Annotated in this window: 22 protein-coding genes and 1 pseudogene; 10 read left to right on the top strand and 13 right to left on the bottom strand. The window is 65.3% G+C overall.

Going from position 1 to position 19,929, the window contains the following annotated elements; all coding sequences use genetic code 11:
- Positions 1–2: 2 nt before the first annotated feature.
- Both ku and ACVMIM_RS03965 read right to left on the bottom strand, forming a co-directional pair.
- Positions 3–863, bottom strand: a complete 861-nt coding sequence (gene ku / locus ACVMIM_RS03970) for a non-homologous end joining protein Ku (RefSeq protein WP_476110569.1) — start codon at positions 861–863, stop codon at positions 3–5.
- 105 nt (positions 864–968) lie between these two features.
- A complete protein-coding gene (locus tag ACVMIM_RS03965; protein ID WP_040986518.1) occupies positions 969–1,475 on the bottom strand; it encodes a YciE/YciF ferroxidase family protein in 507 nt (168 codons plus the stop codon).
- A gap of 218 nt (positions 1,476–1,693) precedes the next feature.
- Between ACVMIM_RS03965 and ACVMIM_RS03960 the strand changes: the two genes are divergently transcribed.
- Both ACVMIM_RS03960 and ACVMIM_RS03955 read left to right on the top strand, forming a co-directional pair.
- Positions 1,694–2,017, top strand: a complete 324-nt coding sequence (locus ACVMIM_RS03960) for a hypothetical protein (protein ID WP_476117458.1) — start codon at positions 1,694–1,696, stop codon at positions 2,015–2,017.
- Positions 2,018–2,195: 178 nt separating this feature from the next.
- A complete protein-coding gene (locus ACVMIM_RS03955) occupies positions 2,196–2,642 on the top strand; it encodes a thiol-disulfide oxidoreductase DCC family protein (protein ID WP_476110567.1) in 447 nt (148 codons plus the stop codon).
- 27 nt (positions 2,643–2,669) lie between these two features.
- Here ACVMIM_RS03955 and ACVMIM_RS03950 read toward each other — a convergent pair whose 3' ends face one another.
- The 3 genes from ACVMIM_RS03950 to ACVMIM_RS03940 all read right to left on the bottom strand — a co-directional run bounded on the left by ACVMIM_RS03950 (position 2,670) and on the right by ACVMIM_RS03940 (position 6,328).
- Positions 2,670–3,047, bottom strand: coding sequence for a DUF1850 domain-containing protein (locus tag ACVMIM_RS03950; RefSeq protein ID WP_040999312.1), 378 nt, complete (start codon positions 3,045–3,047; stop codon positions 2,670–2,672).
- Positions 3,044–5,140 (bottom strand): TRAP transporter permease, encoded by a 2,097-nt coding sequence (locus tag ACVMIM_RS03945; protein WP_476110566.1) that lies wholly within the window; start codon positions 5,138–5,140, stop codon positions 3,044–3,046. Before ACVMIM_RS03945 ends, ACVMIM_RS03950 begins: the two co-directional genes overlap by 4 nt.
- Positions 5,141–5,368: 228 nt before the next feature.
- A complete protein-coding gene (locus ACVMIM_RS03940; RefSeq protein ID WP_476110564.1) occupies positions 5,369–6,328 on the bottom strand; it encodes a TAXI family TRAP transporter solute-binding subunit in 960 nt (319 codons plus the stop codon).
- Between the two features lie 305 nt (positions 6,329–6,633).
- On the opposite strand from ACVMIM_RS03940, the gene ACVMIM_RS03935 reads away from it, so the two are divergent.
- Together ACVMIM_RS03935 and ACVMIM_RS03930 are read left to right on the top strand one after the other, a co-directional pair.
- Positions 6,634–7,002: a YciI family protein gene (locus tag ACVMIM_RS03935; RefSeq protein WP_278051226.1), complete on the top strand. Its 369-nt coding sequence runs from the start codon at positions 6,634–6,636 to the stop codon at positions 7,000–7,002.
- A gap of 10 nt (positions 7,003–7,012) precedes the next feature.
- Positions 7,013–8,260 (top strand): RNA polymerase sigma factor, encoded by a 1,248-nt coding sequence (locus ACVMIM_RS03930; RefSeq protein ID WP_476110562.1) that lies wholly within the window; start codon positions 7,013–7,015, stop codon positions 8,258–8,260.
- Here the strand turns inward: ACVMIM_RS03930 and ACVMIM_RS03925 are convergent.
- From ACVMIM_RS03925 to hrcA, 6 genes are all read right to left on the bottom strand, one after another.
- Positions 8,257–8,886 (bottom strand): glutathione S-transferase family protein, encoded by a 630-nt coding sequence (locus ACVMIM_RS03925; RefSeq protein WP_476110561.1) that lies wholly within the window; start codon positions 8,884–8,886, stop codon positions 8,257–8,259. The genes ACVMIM_RS03930 and ACVMIM_RS03925 overlap by 4 nt on opposite strands.
- 108 nt (positions 8,887–8,994) lie before the next feature.
- Positions 8,995–9,975: a cysteine synthase A gene (gene cysK / locus ACVMIM_RS03920; RefSeq protein ID WP_476110560.1), complete on the bottom strand. Its 981-nt coding sequence runs from the start codon at positions 9,973–9,975 to the stop codon at positions 8,995–8,997.
- A 187-nt stretch (positions 9,976–10,162) separates the two neighbouring features.
- Positions 10,163–10,780, bottom strand: coding sequence for a LysE family translocator (locus ACVMIM_RS03915; protein WP_476110559.1), 618 nt, complete (start codon positions 10,778–10,780; stop codon positions 10,163–10,165).
- Positions 10,781–11,121: 341 nt separating this feature from the next.
- Positions 11,122–12,462: a PQQ-dependent sugar dehydrogenase gene (locus ACVMIM_RS03910; RefSeq protein WP_476110557.1), complete on the bottom strand. Its 1,341-nt coding sequence runs from the start codon at positions 12,460–12,462 to the stop codon at positions 11,122–11,124.
- Between the two features lie 117 nt (positions 12,463–12,579).
- The gene (locus tag ACVMIM_RS03905) at positions 12,580–12,777 is read right to left on the bottom strand and encodes a hypothetical protein (protein WP_040999298.1); all 198 of its coding nucleotides are present in this window, start codon (positions 12,775–12,777) and stop codon (positions 12,580–12,582) included.
- 24 nt (positions 12,778–12,801) lie between these two features.
- Positions 12,802–13,899, bottom strand: a complete 1,098-nt coding sequence (gene hrcA / locus ACVMIM_RS03900) for a heat-inducible transcriptional repressor HrcA (protein WP_040999296.1) — start codon at positions 13,897–13,899, stop codon at positions 12,802–12,804.
- A 176-nt stretch (positions 13,900–14,075) separates the two neighbouring features.
- Between hrcA and rph the strand changes: the two genes are divergently transcribed.
- From rph to hemW, 4 genes and pseudogenes are all read left to right on the top strand, one after another.
- Complete coding sequence (rph, locus tag ACVMIM_RS03895) at positions 14,076–14,792, top strand: ribonuclease PH (protein ID WP_040999294.1); 717 nt, start codon at positions 14,076–14,078, stop codon at positions 14,790–14,792.
- A 6-nt stretch (positions 14,793–14,798) separates the two neighbouring features.
- The gene (locus ACVMIM_RS03890) at positions 14,799–15,209 is read left to right on the top strand and encodes a VOC family protein (protein WP_476110555.1); all 411 of its coding nucleotides are present in this window, start codon (positions 14,799–14,801) and stop codon (positions 15,207–15,209) included.
- Positions 15,122–15,832, top strand: a pseudogene (gene rdgB, locus ACVMIM_RS03885) (RdgB/HAM1 family non-canonical purine NTP pyrophosphatase); the annotation flags it as partial. The gene ACVMIM_RS03890 and the pseudogene rdgB, both read left to right, overlap by 88 nt.
- A 72-nt stretch (positions 15,833–15,904) precedes the next feature.
- Positions 15,905–17,077 carry a radical SAM family heme chaperone HemW gene (gene hemW / locus ACVMIM_RS03880; RefSeq protein ID WP_476117091.1) on the top strand — a complete coding sequence of 391 codons (1,173 nt, stop codon included), beginning with the start codon at positions 15,905–15,907 and terminating at the stop codon, positions 17,075–17,077.
- 196 nt (positions 17,078–17,273) lie between these two features.
- Here hemW and ACVMIM_RS03875 read toward each other — a convergent pair whose 3' ends face one another.
- Complete coding sequence (locus ACVMIM_RS03875; protein ID WP_040999286.1) at positions 17,274–17,462, bottom strand: hypothetical protein; 189 nt, start codon at positions 17,460–17,462, stop codon at positions 17,274–17,276.
- A 160-nt stretch (positions 17,463–17,622) separates the two neighbouring features.
- Here ACVMIM_RS03875 and rsmI point away from each other — a divergent pair, with 160 nt between their 5' ends.
- Positions 17,623–18,513 carry a 16S rRNA (cytidine(1402)-2'-O)-methyltransferase gene (gene rsmI, locus ACVMIM_RS03870; protein WP_476117089.1) on the top strand — a complete coding sequence of 297 codons (891 nt, stop codon included), beginning with the start codon at positions 17,623–17,625 and terminating at the stop codon, positions 18,511–18,513.
- Positions 18,514–18,564: 51 nt separating this feature from the next.
- Positions 18,565–18,942 carry a YraN family protein gene (locus tag ACVMIM_RS03865; RefSeq protein WP_476110553.1) on the top strand — a complete coding sequence of 126 codons (378 nt, stop codon included), beginning with the start codon at positions 18,565–18,567 and terminating at the stop codon, positions 18,940–18,942.
- Positions 18,943–19,083: 141 nt separating this feature from the next.
- Here ACVMIM_RS03865 and ACVMIM_RS03860 read toward each other — a convergent pair whose 3' ends face one another.
- The gene (locus tag ACVMIM_RS03860; protein ID WP_476110552.1) at positions 19,084–19,890 is read right to left on the bottom strand and encodes an undecaprenyl-diphosphate phosphatase; all 807 of its coding nucleotides are present in this window, start codon (positions 19,888–19,890) and stop codon (positions 19,084–19,086) included.
- Positions 19,891–19,929: the final 39 nt, after the last annotated feature.

Here is a 19,929-nt window from a genome sequence, read left to right as displayed (position 1 = left end):
TCCTACGCGGACTTGCGCTTCGGCGCGGCCTTGGCCTTCGCCCGTTTGGCCGGCGCCTTGGACGAGGCTTTGCCGGCTTTGTCGTCATCTGCGTTGAGGCTCTTCTTCAGCGCGTCGAACAGATTGACGACATTGGACGGCTTCGGCGATGCCTTGGCCTTTGGCGCCTTTCCGCCAGCCTTCTTGGAGCGGACCAGCTCGAGGAGCGATTCCTCGTACCTGTCCCTGAACTTGGCCGGATCGAACTTCGCCTTCTTCTTGTCGATGATATGCTCGGCCAGCTCGACCATCTCGCCGTCCAGCTTTACGGACTGGATATCGGCGAAGACTCCGGACGCATCGCGCACCGTATCGCCATAGCGCAGCGTCGTCAGCAGCATGCCTTTGCCGAACGGCTCGATCACCGCCGGGCGCTCGCGCTGATAAAGCACGATGCGGGCGAGGCCGGCCATCTTCTTCTCGGCAAGGGCATCGCGAATGACGGCGAAAGCCTCCTCCGACACCTTGTCGGCCGGCGAGACGTAATAGGGCGTGTCGAGATAGACTTGGTCGATCGTGGATTTGTCGACGAACCCGTCGAGATCGAGCGTGTGCGAGGACTCGATCTGGACCGCCTCGATATCCTCGTCCTCGATGCGGATGAATTCGTCCTTGCCGATTTCGAAGCCCCTGACCTCCTCATCCTCTTCCAGCGGCTTGCCGCTTTTCTGGTCGACATAGACACGCCGGACCCGGTTGCCTGTCTTGCGGTTGAGGATGTGGAAGGACACCTTTTCGGCGTGGGTGACGACGTTACTCAGTTCGATGGCGCAGGTGACCAGTGAAAGCTTGAGATAACCGCTCCAGGCGGGGCGCGGCGCCATGACGAACTCCTTGAGGCATCGGGACAAACCGAAACGGCCGGAACGCCGCTTCGGTTCCCGGACATGAAGGCCGACGCACGGCGCACCGGCCTTACACGAGCCCTGCTATTCGGCCGCCTGCAGGTTGACCTTGCTTTCGGCGATTTCGGTGAGCTTGCGGTCGGTCGCCTCTTCTTCCTTAAGGTTCTTGGCCAGCACGTTGGCGCAGTCGCTGCGGCCGAGCTGCTTGGCCCAGGCGATCAGCGTGCCATAGCGCGTTATCTCATAATGCTCGACGGCCTGCGCTGAGGCGATCAGCGCCGCATCGAGGACCTCCTTGTCCTCGACATCGCCGCTGACTTCATCGGCCTCTTCGAGGATGCCGTCGATGGCCGGGCAGTTGACGGTCTTGGCCTTCACGCCGTGCAGCTCGAACACCTGCTCGACCCGTTCGATATGACCCTTGGTCTGGGTGAGATGCTTCTCGAAGCCGGCTTTCAGTTGCGGATCGGTCGCCTTGTCGATCATCTTCGGCAGCGATTTCTCGATCTGCTTCTCGGCATAGTAGATGTCGCGCAGCGTGTGGATGAAGAGATCGTCCAGCGTCTTGATGTCTTTCGAAAAGAAGCCCATGGCGGTTTGCCTTTCCTGTTTCGCTTTGTGTGGAAGTTGCGCGGCGCACAGCCGTCAACACGGCGGGGTTCACCCGACCTTGCGGGGTCAACGTCGCCTTTCGTGACAGGTTCCTGGCCGCCCGGGCGCGCGAAGGGAATTTCTTGTCGTCGGGCAAAGATGAAACAGAAGCGCGGCCAAGCGACATTGGAACGAAACATATGTGATGCAAAAGTCACATGGAGCGGAAAGGCGACGAAAGGCACCGAAACACCGCGAATCAGCCGCAATCCGGCCATGATGCAACGACTTTCGGACCAGAAATTAACATCGCGTTCACCGACTATTCACGCCTCGACGCTATGCTCTCGAACAATTCGGACGGGACATCCGAAAGCGGGACAGGGACAGGTAAAATGAACTTCTGGAATCACATCGCCGGCTACGCCGCCGCCATTCGTGAATTCGTCGCGCCGACCTACCGGCCGGAGCGCTACTACATGCGCGGCCCGGGTCCGGCCTGCGCGCGCCGCGGCAACTCGCTGGGCGTCAGCGCGAACTGACATGACCCGCCTGCGCGCCCACCACAGCCGCATCTGCCGGCCGGCCGCCGACCAGCGCGCCACCACTTATCGCGCCGAGCGCCTCGTGCTCGCCGCGGACTAGCGTGCGACAACGCCCCGACTTTGACGCCGCCGCCGGCTGGCTTAGTGTCTGAGCGCACAAGCAGCCGGGGCCGCCATGACCGACCTGCCCGAACGTCCCACCTTGCCGCGCCAGGCCTATGACACCCGCCAGCCGCTGATCGTCTTCGACGGCGTCTGCGTGTTCTGCTCGGGCTTCGTCCGGCTCATCCTCAGGCTCGACCGGGAAAAGCGCTTCCGCTTCGCCACGGCGCAGTCGCCGCTCGGCGAGGCGCTGTTTCGCAGGCATGGCCTGCCGACCGATGATTACGACAGCAACCTCGCCATCATCGGCGGCGCGGCCTTCACCAAGCTCGACAGCTTCGTCGCGGTCATGGCCGCGCTCGGCTGGCCGTGGCGCGCGGCGAAGGCGCTGCTCATCCTGCCGCGGCCGCTGCGCGACTGGCTCTACGACCGCGTCGCCCGGAACCGCTACGCGCTGTTCGGCCGGAAGGACAGTTGCGAGATACCTTCGGCCGAGTTGCGGGAGCGGCTGATCGGCTGACGGCGGGGTGGCCGGGCTGATCGTGCGCTACCGCGGCTGGCTCGAGCCGGCGCATGGTTCGAGCACGGTGGGTTCGCCGGCCGTCTCGCCCAGTTCCCGACAGCCCGAGGCCGTGCACAGCGTCCAGCCTTTCCCGGTGGCGCCGGACGCCGCGAGCACGAGACGCGGCTGGGGTCCGATCCGCGGCACATAGATCCACCAGCCGTCCCGCAGCACCGCGCCCTCGGGCGGCTCCATGCCGGCGCCGGAGCCCTTGACCCGCGCCTGCACCAACTGCAGTCCGGCCGGCGACACTTTCCAATCCTCCTGCCAGCGTATCCGTTCCACCGAATGCGTCCAGGAGAGCGTGAAGGCGGCGACGGCGAGCGTCACCGTCTTGCCGGCGGCGAGGATGCACAGGCTCATGCGGCGCCGGCCGTGGGCATCCGGCGGGCACGCCAGCAGTGCCAGGCGATCCACGCCAGCCCCAGCACCCAGCCGGTCTCGTCGGTGAGCGGCAATGCGGCCACCAGGAGCAGGCCGGCGCAGAAAGCGATCAGGCGCTCCCACAAGGCCATGCGGCGGGCGAGGAAGCCAACGGCTGCGGCGCCCCAGAGCACAATGCCCGTGCAGGCCTTGACGACGATATAGGCGACCTCGACGGGATAGCCGAACGAGGCGGCGATCGGGCCGGCGTCCTGCAGCATCAGCGCCGGCGTGTAGACGGCCATGAACGGCACGACGAACCCGGCAATGGCGAGCTTGGTCGCCTGGATGCCGATTTTCAATCCGCTTTCCTTCGCCATTGGCGCGGCGGCAAAGGCGGCAAGCGCCACCGGCGGTGTGAGATCCGCCATGATGCCGAAATAGAAGACGAACATGTGGCTCACCACCAGCGGCACGCCGAGCGACAGCAGCGCCGGGCCGGCAAGCGAGGAGGTGATGATGTAGTTCGGGATCGTCGGAATGCCCATGCCGAGAACCAGGCAGGTGAGCATGGTCAACACCAGCGACAGGAAGAGATTGTTCTCGCCGATGGAGATGATCCAGCCGATGAAGGTGGAAGCGATACCGGTGAGCGTCAGTGTGCCGATGACGATGCCGACGATGGCGCAGGCGATGCCGACGGGGAGCGCGTTCTTTGCCCCTTCGGCAAGCGAGTCGACGCAGATGCGCAGCGTCTCGCGCCCGCCCTTGAAGGCGAGGCAGGCGACGACGAGCGCCGCGATGACGAGACCCAGCACGTTGACGCCGAAGCGCATGAAGGACGCGGCGGCAAGCCCGAGCGCCAGCCAGAAGACGAAGCGAAAGGCGAGCGGTCCGATCAACGCCGCCAGCGGCGTGCCGAGGATGAGCACGACGGTCAGCGCGAGGCCCATCGTGCCGGCGAAGATCGGCGTGTAGCCGGCAAACAGCAGGTAGACCAGCACGGCGAGCGGCAGCACGAGCGGCCAGTGCTTTCGCACGGCTTCCCACGGATTGGGAAGCTCGGCCTTGGCCATGCCCCGCAGGCCGGCTTTGCCGGCCTCCAGATGCACCTGCCAGAAGCAGGCGCCGAAATAGAGCAGCGCCGGGATGATCGCCGCCTTGACGACCTCGGCGTAAGGGATGTTCAGCGTCTCGGCCATGATGAAGGCGACGGCGCCCATCACCGGCGGCATGATCTGGCCGCCCATCGAGGAGGTCGCCTCGACCGCGCCGGCAAAGGCGGAGCGGAAGCCGAAGCGCTTCATCAGCGGAATGGTGAATTGTCCGCTGGCGACGACGTTGGCGACGCCCGAACCGGAGATGGTGCCCATCAGCGCTGAGGACAGCACGCAGACCTGGGCCGGGCCGCCGCGCCATGACCCGACGAGGCCGAGCGCGAAATCGTTGAACAGCGCGATCATGCCTGCACGTTCGAGGAAGGCGGCGAAGACGACGAAGATGAAGATATAGGCGGCCGAGACATAGACGGGCGTGCCGTATATGCCTTCGGTGCCGTAGGCGAAGGTGTCCACCAGCTGCGCGAAATCATAGCCGCGATGGATGAAGGGCGGCGGCAAATGATTGCCGACGAAGCAATAGGCGAGGAAGATGAAGGCGATGACCGCGAGCGGCAGGCCCATCAGCCGCCGCGCCGCCTCGAAGACCAGCACCACCAGAGCCGAGCCGACGATCAGGTCCGGCGTGGTGAGGAAGCCGGAGCGGCGGATGAGGTCGGCATAGAAGACCCAGTTGTAGAGGCCGGTCGCGAAGCCCAGCACGCCGAGCGTCCAGAATGCGGTTTTCGCGGCCACGCCGGTGGCGCGCAAATTGGCGATCAGGGCGAAACCGAGCAGCAGCAGGAAGCCGACATGCATGGCCCGCACTACCTGGCTGGGCAGGCTGCCATAGGCGGCGATGTAGATCTGGAAGACGGAGAAAGCGACCGCGATGAGGAAGGCCGCCTTGCCGGCGAGGCCTTCGCCGAAGCCGGGCGGCAGGCCTTCGACCTGTTCTTCGGCGGCCGGGGAAAGAACGATCGGGGCCTTGGTCATTGGCGGGTTCCTGGCGGGCAATACCGTCTCGGTTGATGGGAGGGAAACCGCGTATGGCACTCCCCCTCACCCAGCCTCCGCTTCGCTCGGCTGACCTCTCCCCGAGGGGAGAGGAGGCGGTCGGCGTTGGCGCCGGTCTCTTCTCCCGGCGGGGAGAAGGTGGCCGCGAAGCGGCCGGATGAGGGGCTGGCGCTGCGCTAAGCGATAGCCCTTCCTCGATGATGAGGCCTACTTGAGCAGCCCCTTCTCCCTGTAATATTTCTCCGCGCCGGGATGCAGCGCCACCGGCATGCCGTCCAGCGCCTTGGCCGGATCGATCGCCTTGGCGGCGGCATGGGCGGCGGTCAGCTGGTCAAGATGCTCGAACAAGAGCTTGGTCATCTGATAGGCGGTGTCGTCGGAGACGTCGGCGCGGGTGATGAGGAAATTGCCGACCGCGGCGGTCGGGACGTCTTCCGTCTGGCCTTCATAGGTGCCTTTCGGGATGACCACGGACAGATAGGGCGCCCCGATCTTGGCGACCTCCTCGGCCGGCACGGCGACGACGTTGATCGGAACCGAGGTAGCGAGATCGCGGATGGAGGCAACGCCGAGGCCTGCCGACTGCAAGGTGGCGTCGAGCTGGCGGTTCTTGATCAGCTCGACCGACTCGGCGAAGGGCAGGTATTCAACCCGTCCGAGATCCTCGTATTTGAGACCGGCGGCGGCGAAGATAGCGCGCGCGTTGAGCTCGGTGCCGGAGGCGGGTGCGCCGACGGACAGGCTCTTGCCCTTAAGATCGGCGAGCGTCTTGATGCCGGAGTCCTGGCTGGCGACGATCTGGATGTAATTGGGATAGATCGCGGCAATGCCGCGCAATTTGTCGAGCTTGCCCGGGAAGCCGGCCTCGGTGTTGCCTTCGGCCGCCATCTTGACCGAATCGCCGAGCGCAAAGGCGATCTCGCCCTTGCCCTGCTGCAGGAGGTTGAGGTTTTCGACCGAAGCCTTGGTCGCCTGAACCTGCGTGCGCGAGCCCTCGATGCCCTTGCCATAGATTTCGGACAGCGCGACGCCGAGCGGATAGTAGACGCCCGATGTGCCGCCGGTGAGCACATTGATGAACTCTTGCGCCCCGGCCGACACGATGCCGAGACCGAGCGACAGCGCCAGGGCGCCGGCGGCAACAAATTTCGTCCTGAAATCGAGCATATGGTTTCTCCTCCTGAAACGGTCGCGTCGCCTCCCCGGCGCGAAGCTCGTGAGTTTAGACGGGAGGAGCCAAATGCCAACCCGCAATTGCAAACCTTTCTGTTTGATCATGATCCTTTCCAAAAACCGGAATCCACTTTTTGGGATCATGATCTGGACGAACGGTTGAGTGGCGGCGAAGGCGCCGGCTTGCGCTCGACTGCCTTGGGGAGGAAAGATTTTTCCGACGCCTGTCGAAATCGGCCCATGCCGCGCGACATAGGTCGGCACGCGACGATGCGGCCTTCAGAAAACGGGAGAAGACCATGCGATACATGCTTTTGATCTATAATGACGAAGCCGCGATGGCGAACGCGCCAAAAGAGCAGACCCAGCAGACCCTCGCCGCTTACGGCGCCTATACCGAGGCGCTGAAGAAATCCGGCGCGTATATCGCCGGCGAGCGGCTGCGCCCGACCCAGGCGGCCACCTCGGTGCGGCTCACCGGCGGCAAGACCAATGTGCTCGACGGCCCCTATGCCGATACCAAGGAGCAGTTGGCGGGCTTCTACATGATCGAGGCGGCCGATATCGATACGGCCATCGAATGGGGTGCGCGCTGTCCCGCGTCCAGCACCGGCACGGTCGAGGTGCGGCCGATCTGGGAAATGGCCGAGTATATAGCCGCCGCATAGCGAGCCTGTGATGGATGATCGCTCGGAGATCGCGCGGGCGGCGGCCGAAGCGGCCGCCCGGCGCAGCTACGGCAAGCTGGTCGCCTGGCTGGCGGCGCGCACACGCGATGTCGCCGGCGCCGAGGACGCGCTGGCCGACGCCTTCGCCGCCGCCCTCGAAAGCTGGCCGCGGACCGGCGTCCCGGCGCAGCCGGAAGCGTGGCTGCTCACGGTGGCGCGCCGGCGCGACGTGGACGCCGTGCGGCGGCGGCTGACCGGCGAGGCGGCGCGCGATCACCTGAAGCTGATCGCCGAAGAGATGGAGACGCGAATGAACGGCGAGGAGCTGCCCGACGACCGGTTGCGGCTGATGTTCGCCTGCGCCCACCCGGCGATCGAGGCCAGCGTGCGCGCGCCGCTGATCCTGCAGACGATCCTCGGCTTCGACGCCGCGACGATCGCCTCGGCCTTCCTGGTTTCTCCGGCGACGATGGGCCAGCGGCTGGTGCGGGCCAAGGCGCGCATCCGCGAGACGGGGATACCGTTTCGCGTGCCTGAGCAGGCGGAGCTGGGTGAGCGGCTAGGTGCAGTGCTTGAAGCGATCTACGCCACTTTCGCCGAGGGCTGGTCGGATCCGACCGGCACCGATACCAGGCGGCGCAACCTCGCCACCGAAGGCATTTGGCTTGGACGGCTCGTCGCCTCGCTCATGCCGGATGAGCCGGAGGCGCTCGGGCTGCTGGCGCTGATGCTGTTCGCCGAGGCGCGCCGCTCGGCAAGGCGCGGCCCTGAAGGTGACTTCGTGCCTTTGGCCGAGCAGGACAGCGCGCTCTGGGACGATCGCCTGATCGACGAGGCGGAAGCGCTTCTCGTGCGCGCCGCGCGAAAGGGCGTCATCGGCCGCTACCAGCTCGAAGCCGCCGTGCAGTCCGCCCATACAGCGCGCCGGCGTGGCAGCGGCACCGACTGGACGGCGATCCGACAGCTTTACGATGCGCTGCAAGCCGTCGTCGGCTCGCCGGTGGTGGCGATCAACCGCGCGGTGGCGATCGCCGAAACCGAGGGCGCCCCGGCCGGATTGGCGGCCCTTTACGTGCTGGGCGAGGACAAAAGGCTGCAGGACTACCAGCCCTATTGGGCCGCCCGCGCCGGGCTGTTGGCAAGGCTCGGCAACATCAAGCAAGCGGCAGAGTCTTACGACCGGGCGATCGGCCTCGAGCGCGACGCCGCGCTGCGGCGTTTCCTGCAGGGCGAGAAGGCGAAGCTTATCAGGGATTAGCTTTCGGGCCACATCTCGTGCGAGGCGTTCAGGTTTTGCATCAGCTCGTTCTCCCGCAGCCTCGCCCACAGGCGCTCGATGTTCGGCCAGGCGCTGCGGGCTTTCTCGACCTCAGGATGCCAGGCCACAAGCATGACGAGATAGATGTCGGCAAGCGACAGCGTGTCGCCGGCCAGCCAGTCGCGGCCGGCCAGCGCCCGGTCGAGAATGGCAAAGCCGCGATCCATTTCCGCGACAGCCGCCTGCTTCACCGCCTGCACACCTTCGCCATCGGCGGTATAACGGTGCGCATAATAGAGCCGCAGCACCGCCGGATAGAGCACCGACGACATGAAGGCCATCCAGCGCAGGAAATCGGCGCGGGCGGGCGAGCCCGCTTGCGGCGCAAGACGCGCTTCAGGGTGGCGCTCGGCGAGCAGGATGCAGATTGCGGCCGATTCGGTCAGCGAATGACCGCCGGGCAGCGTCAGCACCGGCACCTGGTTCAGCGGGCTGATGGCGAGGAAGGCCGGATCGGGCGGATCTTTCTTCGGCACATCGATCTTTTCGAAGGGCACGCCGGCCATGGCGAGCGCCGCCTCGACGACGAAGCCGCCGCTGTTGGGGCGCGTGTAGAGCTTGTACATGAAATTCTCCCGCCGGCCGATGGGGCCGGTGGGGATATGAGCCGGAAGCGGCGCTTGCCTCAAGCCGCCGACGAAGGCCAGCGCCGCCTTTTCAGCGGTCCAGTCTGTTCAGGCCCCCAGCCCGTCGAACAGGATGGTCGAGAGATAGCGCTCGGCGAAGGAGGGGATGACGACGACGAGGTTCTTGCCCTTGTTCTCCGGCCGCGAGCCGACGACGATGGCCGCCTGGAGCGCGGCGCCCGAAGAGATGCCGACCGGCACGCCTTCGAGCCGGGCGACAAGGCGGGCATTGGCGACAGAATCCTCGTTCGAGACTCTGACGACCTCGTCATAGATCGAGGTGTCGAGGATTTTCGGCGCGAAGCCGGCGCCGATGCCCTGGATCTTGTGAGGGCCGGGCTGGCCGCCCGACAGAACGGGCGAGGCTTCCGGCTCGACCGCGACGACATGCAGCGAAGGCTTGCGCTTCTTCAGAACCTGGCCAACGCCGGTGATGGTGCCGCCGGTGCCGATGCCGGCAACGAAGATATCGACCTCGCCATTGGTGTCGTTCCAGATCTCCTCGGCTGTGGTGCGACGGTGGATTTCGGGATTGGCGGGATTCTCGAACTGCTGCGGGATGATGGCGTTGGGCAGCGTTGCGGCGAGCTCGTCGGCCTTGGCGATGGCGCCTTTCATGCCTTTCGGGCCTTCGGTCAGCACCAGCTCGGCGCCGAGCAGCGCCAGCATCTTACGGCGCTCGACCGACATCGTCTCCGGCATGGTGAGGATCAGCTTGTAACCCTTGGCGGCGGCGGCGAAGGCGAGCGCGATGCCGGTGTTGCCGGAGGTCGGCTCGATCAGCGTGGTCTTGCCGGGCGAAATCTTGCCGGCCTCCTCCAGCGCCTCGATCATGGCGACGCCGATACGGTCCTTGACCGAAGCGATCGGGTTGAAGAATTCGAGCTTGGCCAGAAGGGTGGCGCCGATGCCCTTCTCCCTGGCGAATTTGTCCAGCCTGACCAGCGGCGTGTCGCCAATCGTCTCCGTGATCGAATTGAAGATGCGGCCGCGGCCGGGGACGCGCGCGGAGGTGACGGGCTTGTTCATTGGTTCGCTCCCAAGGCAATGGCACAGGCTGACAGAATAGGGCTTTCAGCCGCGCAAGATAGGCCGAGGCTGGAAAATATCCGAGTGGGGCGGTTGCTCAAAAGCGTCCGCGACCGGAAATGCATTTTCCGCCATGACGGGTTTCAGGAATGGTTTGGCTTAATCCGGGGCCGGTTGAGATTGGAGCCTATTGGCGGGCCGCGATGGCGGCAGCCGCCCCCATCATGAAACCGGCGGCGGTGCGGTTCAGCGCCTTCAGCGCGCGCGGCGATTTCAGGAACCAGCGCGCCTTGGCCGCCAGCGCCAGGTAAGGCACCAGCACCACGAACAGAACGACCACGGTAAGCGCGGCAAGGATGGCGTAGTCGGCGAGCGTGATCGTCTTTACGTCGACGATGGTCGGCGTGATGGCGAGGTAGAAGATCATCGTCTTGGGATTGCCCAGCGTCACCGTCAGCCCGGCGATGAAGCTCGACACCAGCCCGCCCTTGGCCTTCCGCGCCTCGACGGTTTCGGGCGTGATGCCGCTGGTCCAGAAGCGCCAGGCGAGGAAGGCGAGATAGGCGACGCCGGCCCATTTGATGGCGAGGAAGACCATGCCGAAGGTCTGGGCTACGAATGCGAGCCCGAGCACCACGGCGGTGAGATAGGTGAGATCGCCGAGCATCAGGCCGAACGACATGGCGAGCGAGGAGCGGAAGCCGGAGCCGAGCGCGCGGGCGACCAGCGCCGTCACGCCGGGACCCGGAATAGCGGCGGCGACGCCGAGGGCTGCGCTGTAAGCGAGGAATCCGGTGAGTGTCATGGTTCTGGGGCCTGGCGTATGATCCTGAAGGGACCGATGAAGTGCGCGGCTTCTACCATGATACCGGGTGGAGGGTAATTCCCTCAGGGCGGGATTTGTTGCGTCAGCTCGGCGGAAAGCTCGTTCCCTTGTTGGCAGACCGCGTACCTTGGAGATTGGCTGAAACGACTAGTTCTTCGTCATTCCAGGGCGGAGCAAGGAGCGGAGCGACGCGCGCAGACCCTAGAATGACGAGGTGGGGGAGGCTTCAGCCAATCGCCAGCGGTTGCCCTGATTTCATGGAATGAGCGGGAATGTCTTGTCTTTCGACGACGGCAACTTTCAGGCCCTCTGTCGAACAACTACCCGCCATAAGTAATGCGCCAGATCGTGCCGTTGCCGTCCTCGGTCAGGATCAGCGCACCATCCCTGGCCACGGCGACGCCGACCGGCCTGCCCCAGACCGCGTCGTCGGCTATGACGAAGCCGGTGGCGAAGTCCTCATATTCGCCGGTCGGCTTGCCGTCCTTGAATCTCAGCCGCACCACTTTATAGCCGGTGCGGACATTGCGGTTCCATGAACCATGCAAGGTGACAAAAGCATCGCCCTTGTACTCGGCGGGGAAGTTGCCGCCGTCGTAGAAGGCGATGTTGAGCGGCGCCGAATGCGCCTGGATCAGCACATCCGGAATGGTGACCTTGCCGGCGAGATCGGGGCGCACGCCCTCGTGGCGCGGATCCTCATTGTCGCCGATGTAATACCAGGGCCAGCCATAGAAGGCGCCTTCCTTCACCGCGGTCGCATATTCGAAGGGGGTGTTGTCGCCGAGCTCGTCGCGCTCGTTGACGACGCACCATAGCGCCCCTGTCGCTGGCTGCACGGTCATGCCGGAACAGTTGCGCAGGCCGGTGGCGATCGTCCTGCGGTTGCTGCCGTCGGGGTCGAAGGCCAGCACGTCGGCACGGCCCTGTTCCGAGCCCCAGGCCTCGCCTAGCGGCTGCGATTTTGCCCATTCCTCGACACCGCCCTTCGGCCTGGCGCCGATATCCTCGGCGATGTTGGAGCCGGAGCCGACCGACAGATAGAGCGTCTTGCCGTCGGGCGAGAAGGCGATGTCGCGCGTCCAATGGTGGCTGGCGGGAACCTTGGCGACGATGGTCTCCGGCTTGCCGGACGCTTCCAGGTCGCCGTCGCGATAGGAGAAGCGGACGACGCTGTTGCTGTTGGCGACATAGACCCATTGCGGCTTGTCGCCCGGCGGGTAGAAGGCGATGCCGTAGGGCCGGGTCAGGCCCTTGGCGAAGATCGACTTGTGCGCGGGCTTGGCGCTGCCTTCGGCCAAACGATAGACGCGGACCTGGTTCGCCCGGCTGTCGGCGACGAAGAGATCGCCGTTCGGCGCCACGCGCACGACACGGGGATTTTCGATGCCGGAGGCGATCAGCTCGGCGGAGAAACCGGGCGGAAGCTTTGGCTTCGCATCCTCGGGGCGGCCGGTGATGCCGCCGCCATTGGAGGCCGATTCCGTCACATCGGGTTTCGGCAAATCCTCAGGTTTCAGCAGCCGGCGCACGCCCGGACGGTCGGCCTTCCAGTCGCCGAAGGCCTTTTCGCCGCGGAGCAAGGGGCGATCGTCCTGCTGTGCAAAGGCACCCGTCGCAAAAACCAGCGCGAGGCCTGCAAGGCCGGCGATCCGCATCATGATGTCCTCCGTCGTCTGCCAACGCGCCTTACTCGATCAGGCGCCCAGAGACAGGACATATCGGGCAAACGATCGAAAAGAGAAGCTTGCGCATGCGGATTTGTCGGAACGTCGGGCTCAAGCCTCTTCGGCATCCAGATCGTCGTCGAGCCTCTTTTCCAACTCGACGAGGTCGGCCGGCAAGGGAAGGCCCATGGCGCGCATTTCCTGCAATTTCTCGCGCAGCTGCTCCTGGATCTCGTGCTCGTCTCCGGGCTGGTTGATCATTTCCTGAAGCAGGAGATCGATTTGGGCCTTGATTGCTTCCAGTGCCATTTTTCTTGCCCTCCTTCGCGCATGCTATCTGAGCATGCGCGAAATCAGCTGCGCCGTATAGTCGACCATCGGCACGATGCGGGCGTAATTCAGGCGCGTCGGGCCGATAACGCCAAGCGCGCCGACGACGCGGGCGTCCTTGTCGCGATAGGGAGCGACGACCAGCGACGAGCCGGACAGCGAAAACAGCTTGTTCTCCGAGCCGATGAAGATGCGCACGCCCGGCCCTTCCTCGGCGAGGTCGAGCAATTGCAGCAGCCCGTCCTGCGTTTCGAGATCCTCGAACAAATGGCGCAGCAATTCGAGATCCGCCTGGGCGGTGACGTTTTCGAGCAGGTTGGCGCGGCCGCGCACGATGAGACGCGCCGGCAGGCCGCTTTCGGCGCCGGCCCAGACCGCAAGGCCCTTTTCGACCAGATCCTGCGACAGCGTGTCGAGGGCCGCCCTGGTCTCTTCCTTGATGCGGGCAATCTCGGTCCGCGCCTCGGCAAGCGTGCGGCCCCTGATATGGGCGTTGAGGAAATTGGAAGCCTCATGCAGCTGCGAGACGGTAATGCCGGCCGGCAGGTCGACGACGCGGTTCTCGACATCGCCGCTCTGCGACACCAGCACGGCGAGCGCCTTGGTGGGCTCCAGCTGGATGAATTCGATGTGCTTCAGCGCCACTTCGTTCTTGGCGGCAAGCACCAGGCCGGCGCCGCGCGACATGCCGGACAGCATCTGGCTGGCCTCGGTCAGCATGTGCTCCAGCGTGGCGCCCGACCCCGAGGCGCGCACCTGCGCCTCGATGACGCGACGCTCCTCGTCGGTCAGGTCGCCGAGCTCCATGAAGGCATCGACGAAGAAACGCAGGCCGGTCTGCGTCGGCAGCCGCCCGGCCGAGACGTGCGGCGCGTAGATCAGCCCCAGATGCTCGAGGTCGCTCATCACGTTGCGGATGGTGGCCGGCGACAGCGAGGACGGCAGGATGCGCGACAGGCTGCGAGAGCCGACCGGCTCGCCGTCGCGCAGATAGGAATCGACGATCCGCCGGAAAATATCGCGCGAGCGCATGTCGAGTGATTGAAGGACGGGCGACTGAAGCCCGGGATTCTGGGACGTCGGATCGACTGGTTTGTTCATTCCGGCGAGAAACCTCCTGTCGAAAAGATATAGACTTAAGCCACGGCGGCGCAACCCGGTGCCGCGCTTGCGGTCACGGTGCCGCGCTCGCGGTTCCCGGCCGTTTTCCTTTGCGCCATGCCGCGCATGCGTTTACAAGCCGCCGACGAATCCGGGAAAGAACAGAAAGAGCCTCGATGCGCCCGTCCAAACGCCAAGCCGATGAAATGCGCGCCATCTCCTTCGAGCGCGGCGTGTCCAAGCATGCCGAAGGCTCGTGCCTGGTGAAGTTCGGCGACACGCATGTGCTGTGCACGGCGAGCCTTGAGGAAAAAGTGCCGGCCTGGATGCGCAATTCCGGCAAGGGCTGGGTGACGGCCGAATACGGCATGCTGCCGCGCTCGACCGGCGAGCGCATGCGGCGCGAGGCCTCCGCCGGCAAGCAGGGCGGCCGCACGCTGGAGATCCAGCGGCTGATCGGCCGGAGCTTGCGCGCCGTGGTCGATCTGCAGGCGCTGGGCGAACAGCAGATCACCGTCGACTGTGATGTCATCCAGGCCGACGGCGGGACCCGCACGGCCTCCATCACCGGCGGCTGGGTTGCGCTTTACGATTGCCTGCGCTGGATGGAAGCGCGCCAGATGGTGAGCGTTTCCAAGGTGCTGAAAGACCATGTCGCGGCGATCTCCTGCGGCATCCATGACGGCCAGCCGGTCATCGACCTCGATTATCTGGAGGATTCCTCGGCCGGCACCGACGCCAATTTCGTCATGACCGGCAAGGGCGGCATCGTCGAGATCCAGGGCACGGCCGAGGGCGAGCCCTTCTCCGAGGAGCAGTTCGCGGCGCTGATGAGCTTGGCCAAGAAGGGCATTTCGCGGCTGGTGAGCCTGCAGCAGATGGCGGTGGCGTAGGTTTCCATGAAACCCTCCGCGATCCTTGAATCAGCCCTCTACGTCACGGACCTACACGCCGCGGAAGCCTTCTACCGCGACATTATCGGCCTCGAGGCGCTGGGCAAGGTCGAGGGCCGCCACGTCTTTTTCCGCTGCGGCGACGGCGTGCTGCTTCTCTTCAACGCCGAGGCGACGAAAATCCCGCCGCCGCCTGACGCGAGGCTGAAGGTGCCGCCGCACGGCACGGCCGGGGAGGGGCATCTCTGCTTTGCGGCGAGCGCCGATGAGATCGCTGCGTGGCGCAAGCATCTCGCCGCCAACAACATCGCCATCGAGAGCGATTTCGAATGGCCGCAGGGCGGGCACTCTATCTATATCCGCGACCCGTCGGGCAATTCGATCGAGTTCGCCGAGCCAAGGATCTGGGGTTTCTGATGCATTCCTTTCACTCCCTTGGGGAGAAGAAGATCGTCGTCGCCAGCCATAACGAAGGCAAGCTGCGCGAATTCGCCGACCTGATGGCGCCATTCGGCTTCGAGGCGAAATCGGCCAAGGAATATGGCCTGGCCGAGCCGGACGAGACCGGCACCACCTTCGAGGAGAATGCCTATATCAAGGCCTATGCGGCGGCCAAGGCGACCGGCCTGCCGGCGCTGTCGGACGATTCCGGGCTCTGTGTCGATGCGCTCGGCGGCGCGCCCGGCGTCTACACCGCCAACTGGGCCGAGAAGCCCGATGGCAGCCGGGATTTCGGCATGGCGATGCAGAAGACGGAAAACGCGCTGCAGGAAGCCCGCGCGACCGAGCCTTCGCAGCGCAGCGGACGCTTCGTCGCCGTCATTTGCCTCGCCTTCCCGGATGGCGAGGCGGAATATTATCGCGGCGAGGCCGAAGGCAGGCTGGTGTGGCCGCCGCGCGGCACGCTCGGCTTTGGCTACGATCCGGTGTTCCTGCCCAACGGTTTCGACAAGACTTTTGGCGAGATGAGCGCGGAAGAAAAGCATGGCTGGAAGCCCGGGCAAGCGACGGCGCTGTCGCACCGCGCCCGCGCCTTCCAGAAATTCGCGCAGGCGCGCCTGGATTTGGAAATTCGCGCAGGCGCGCCTGGATTTGGCCAGATTAGGATCGGCATGAACGCGGTGACGATACCGCTCGACCGCAGCCCCGGCTTCGGGGTCTATATCCACTGGCCGTTCTGCGCGGCCAAGTGCCCTTATTGCGACTTCAACAGCCATGTTCGCCACCAGCCGGTCGACCAGGAGCGTTTTGCCCGCGCCTTCGAGACGGAACTCAAGACCATGCGGGGCCGCACCGGGCCGCGTGAGGTGACCAGCATCTTCCTCGGCGGTGGCACGCCATCGCTGATGAAGCCGGAAACGGTGGGCGCGGTGCTGGAGGCGGTGGCGAAGAACTGGACGGTGCCGGCCGGCATCGAGGTGACGCTGGAGGCGAACCCGTCCTCGGTCGAGGCCGAGCGTTTCCGCGGCTATCGCGCCGCCGGCGTCAACCGCGTCTCGCTCGGCGTGCAGGCGCTGAACGACAAGGATCTGCGCTTCCTCGGCCGGCTGCACAATGTCGAGGAGGCGCTGCACGCCATCGGGCTCGCACGGGACATATTTCCCCGCCTCTCCTTCGACCTGATCTATGCGCGGCCCGGCCAGAGGCCGGAGGCGTGGGAAGCGGAGCTGGAGCAGGCGATCGGCTATGCCGTCGACCACCTGTCGCTTTACCAGCTCACCATCGAGGAGGGGACGCCTTTCCACGCGCTATACGCGGCGCGGAAATTCACGCTGCCCGACAACGACCATGCGGCCGATCTCTACGCGCTGACGCAGGAGGTGACGGCGGCGCATGGCCTGCCGGCCTATGAGATTTCCAACCACGCGCGGCCGGGCGCCGAGAGCCGGCATAACCTCACCTATTGGCGCTATGGCGAATATGTCGGCGTCGGCCCGGGCGCGCATGGCCGTTTCGTCGAGAACGGCCGCCGCACGGTGACGATCGCGGAAAGGATGCCAGAGACCTGGGCCAATCTGGTCGAAGCCAAGGGCCATGGCGTCACCGGCGGCGAGATCCTGACGCGGGCGGAAGAGGCCGACGAATTCCTGCTGATGGGCTTGCGGCTCGCCGAAGGCATCGACCTGCAGCGCTACGAGGCGCTCTCGGGGCGCGGCCTTTCGAGCGCACGGCTTTCGGTGCTGCAGGAGGAAGGGCTGGTGGCGCCGGTCGGCAATGCCAGACTGCGCGCCACGACCGCCGGCATGATCGTCCTGGATGCCGTCGTCGCCGATCTGGCAAGGTGACCTCGTGCCTCCGTCATTCTCGGGCTCGACCCGAGAATCCATGCCGTGACCTACGCGAAGGGCGCAGCGGAGCAGTATCTGCGCCGATGGTGGCGCTTCGATGTGCCGGCATGGATTCCAGGGTCTGCGCGCGTCGCTTCGCTCCTTGCTGCGCCCTGGAATGACGAGGCGCGAGATGGCGAAGGTCGCGAATTACTCAGGCGTCGTGCTTCTGACGGTGCTTGCCGCGCTGCTTCTCGCCATGCGCCTCGTCGTGGCGGACAGGCTTCGCATCGGCCTTGTCGCGGCGTGCGCCGGGTTGGGCGGCGATGGTGTGTGAATGGATGCCCTCGCGGGCGGTCTTGCTTTCAAGCCGGCTTATGAAAATGTCGAAGCGATTGGGCATCGTTCGGTCCTGCCTCCTCCCGGGGAATCAGGGGTTAAATTCGCCGTTGCGGGTTTCGTTCCGCACTGTGGCGAAGGCATGGCGATTTCCTTGACTCGACCTCACGTTTTGCAACGAAGCGTCAGCCATGCGAAACAGGGTTGGCTATGAGGGGCATCCGGTGACCGGCGACAAACGCAGCTATCTGATCGGGCAGAGCGAGATCGCGGCGCGGGCGCTCCAGCCGGCGCTCTATCTGGTGGCGACGCCGATCGGCAATCTGGCCGACATCACGCTGCGCGCGCTGGAGACGCTGGCCGCCGCCGACATCGTCGCCTGCGAGGACACGCGCGTCTCGCGCGTGCTGCTCGAACGCTACGGCATCCGCCGGCGCACCACCGCCTATCATGAGCACAATGCGCAAGAAGCCGGGCCGAAGCTGATCGAGGCGCTGGCGGCCGGACAGAGCGTGGCGCTGATCTCGGATGCCGGCACGCCGCTGGTCTCCGATCCCGGCTACCGGCTGGTCGGCGAAGCGCTGGAGCGCGGCATCCGCGTCGTGCCGATCCCAGGACCTTCGGCGGCGCTCGCCGCGCTGACCGCTTCCGGCTTGCCCTCCGATGCCTTCCTGTTTGCCGGCTTTCTACCCGTGAAGACCGGGCAGCGGCTGACCAAGCTGGAGACGTTCAAGGCGGTGCCGGCGACGCTGATCTTCTTCGAATCGCCCAGACGGCTGGCCGAGACACTCAGCGCCATGGTGGAAGTGCTGGATGGCGCGCGGAAAGCCGCGATCGGCCGCGAGCTGACCAAGGCCTTCGAGGAGATGCGAACTGGAACGCTGGCGGAGCTCGCCGACCATTATGCGGCCGCCGACCCCCCGAAAGGCGAGATCGTCATCTGCGTCGGCCCGCCGGAAGCGGCGGAAGACCAGCCGGCGGATATCGATCGGCTGCTGTTGTCGCTCGCGGCGGAAATGCCGGCTTCGAAGGCGGCGGCGGAAGCCGCGAAAATGACCGGCGGCCAGAAGCAGGCGCTCTATCGGCGGCTGCTGGAGCTCAAGGACAGACCATGATCCCAAAAAGTGGAAACCGGTTTTTGGACAAGATCATGGTCAAGCAAAAAGATGGCTGAGCGCACAGTCGTCCATCGCCGAAAAGCCTATCGGCGCGGCCATCGCGGCGAGTGGCTGGCGGCGCTGGCGCTGATGCTGAAGGGCTACCGCATCCTTGCCCGCCGCCACCGCACCAGGCTCGGCGAGATCGACCTGATCGCCCGGCGCGGCGACCTCGTGCTGTTCGTCGAGGTCAAGGCGCGACGCACGCTGGTCGAGGCGATGGAGGCGGTCGGGCATGAATCGGAGCGCCGCATCGAGGGCGCGGCGGATATCTGGCTGTCGCGCCAGCCGGATTATGGGAAGTTGTCCCTGCGTTTCGACATGGTGGCGGTGCTGCCCTGGCGTTGGCCGGTGCATGTCGAGAACGCGTTTTATGGGAGGAATTGAGGGGCCCTTACGCTCCCCCTTGTGGGGAGGGTTGGTGAGCAAGCGACGAAGCGTCGCTGGCGAACCGGGGCGGGAGTACGGCGCCGACCCCACCCCGGTCCGCTTCGCGGATCGACCCTCCCCACAAGGGGGAGGGTAGGCTCACCCCCAAACCATCAGCGCCGCCAGTCCAACGGTCCCCACTAAAAGCCGCCACCAGCCGAACAGCGCGTAGCCTTTGCGCGAGACGTAGTCGAGCAGGACGCGCACGACGATCAGCGCGGCGACGAAGGCGGCGATGAAGCCCACCGCGATGATCGGCAGGTCGGCCGAGGTCAGCACATTGCGGTTCTTGAAGAGATCGAAAGCGAAGGCGCCGACCATGGTCGGCATGGCAAGGAAGAAGGAGAATTCCGCCGCCGCCCGCTTGTCGACGCCCATCAGCAGCGCGCCGACGATCGTAGAGCCCGAGCGCGAGGTGCCGGGGATGAGCGACAGGCACTGGAACAGGCCTATCTTGAGATAAACGCTTAACGGGAAGCGCTCGACATCGTGATGGACCGGCTTGAAGTTGATGCGGTCGACGACGAGCAGCACCACGCCGCCGATAATCAGCATGATGCAGATCAGCCTGGGCGATTCGAACAGGATGGTCTTGATGAAATCATGCGCCAGCGCGCCGATGACCGCCGCCGGCAGGAAGGCAATCAGGATGCCGATGACGAAATGCCGGGTCTGCGGATCGCTGGGCAGCTTGATCAGCATATGCCAGAGCTTGCCGAAATAGACGCTGAGGATCGCCAGGATCGCGCCGAGCTGGATCAGGATCTCGAACGCCTTGCCGGTGGAATGGAAGCCGAGGAAATGGCCGGCAAGCAGGATGTGGCCGGTCGAGGACACCGGGATAAACTCGGTCAGGCCCTCCAGCAGCCCGAGCAGCAGCGCTTCGACGATGGTCTGGCTTTCCATGGCAACCTCAGGATTTCGGGGATAGCTGGTGACAACGGC

The sequence above is a fragment of the Mesorhizobium sp. USDA 4413 genome, from assembly GCF_056280365.1.
This window is presented reverse-complemented; position numbering and strand designations above follow the sequence as displayed.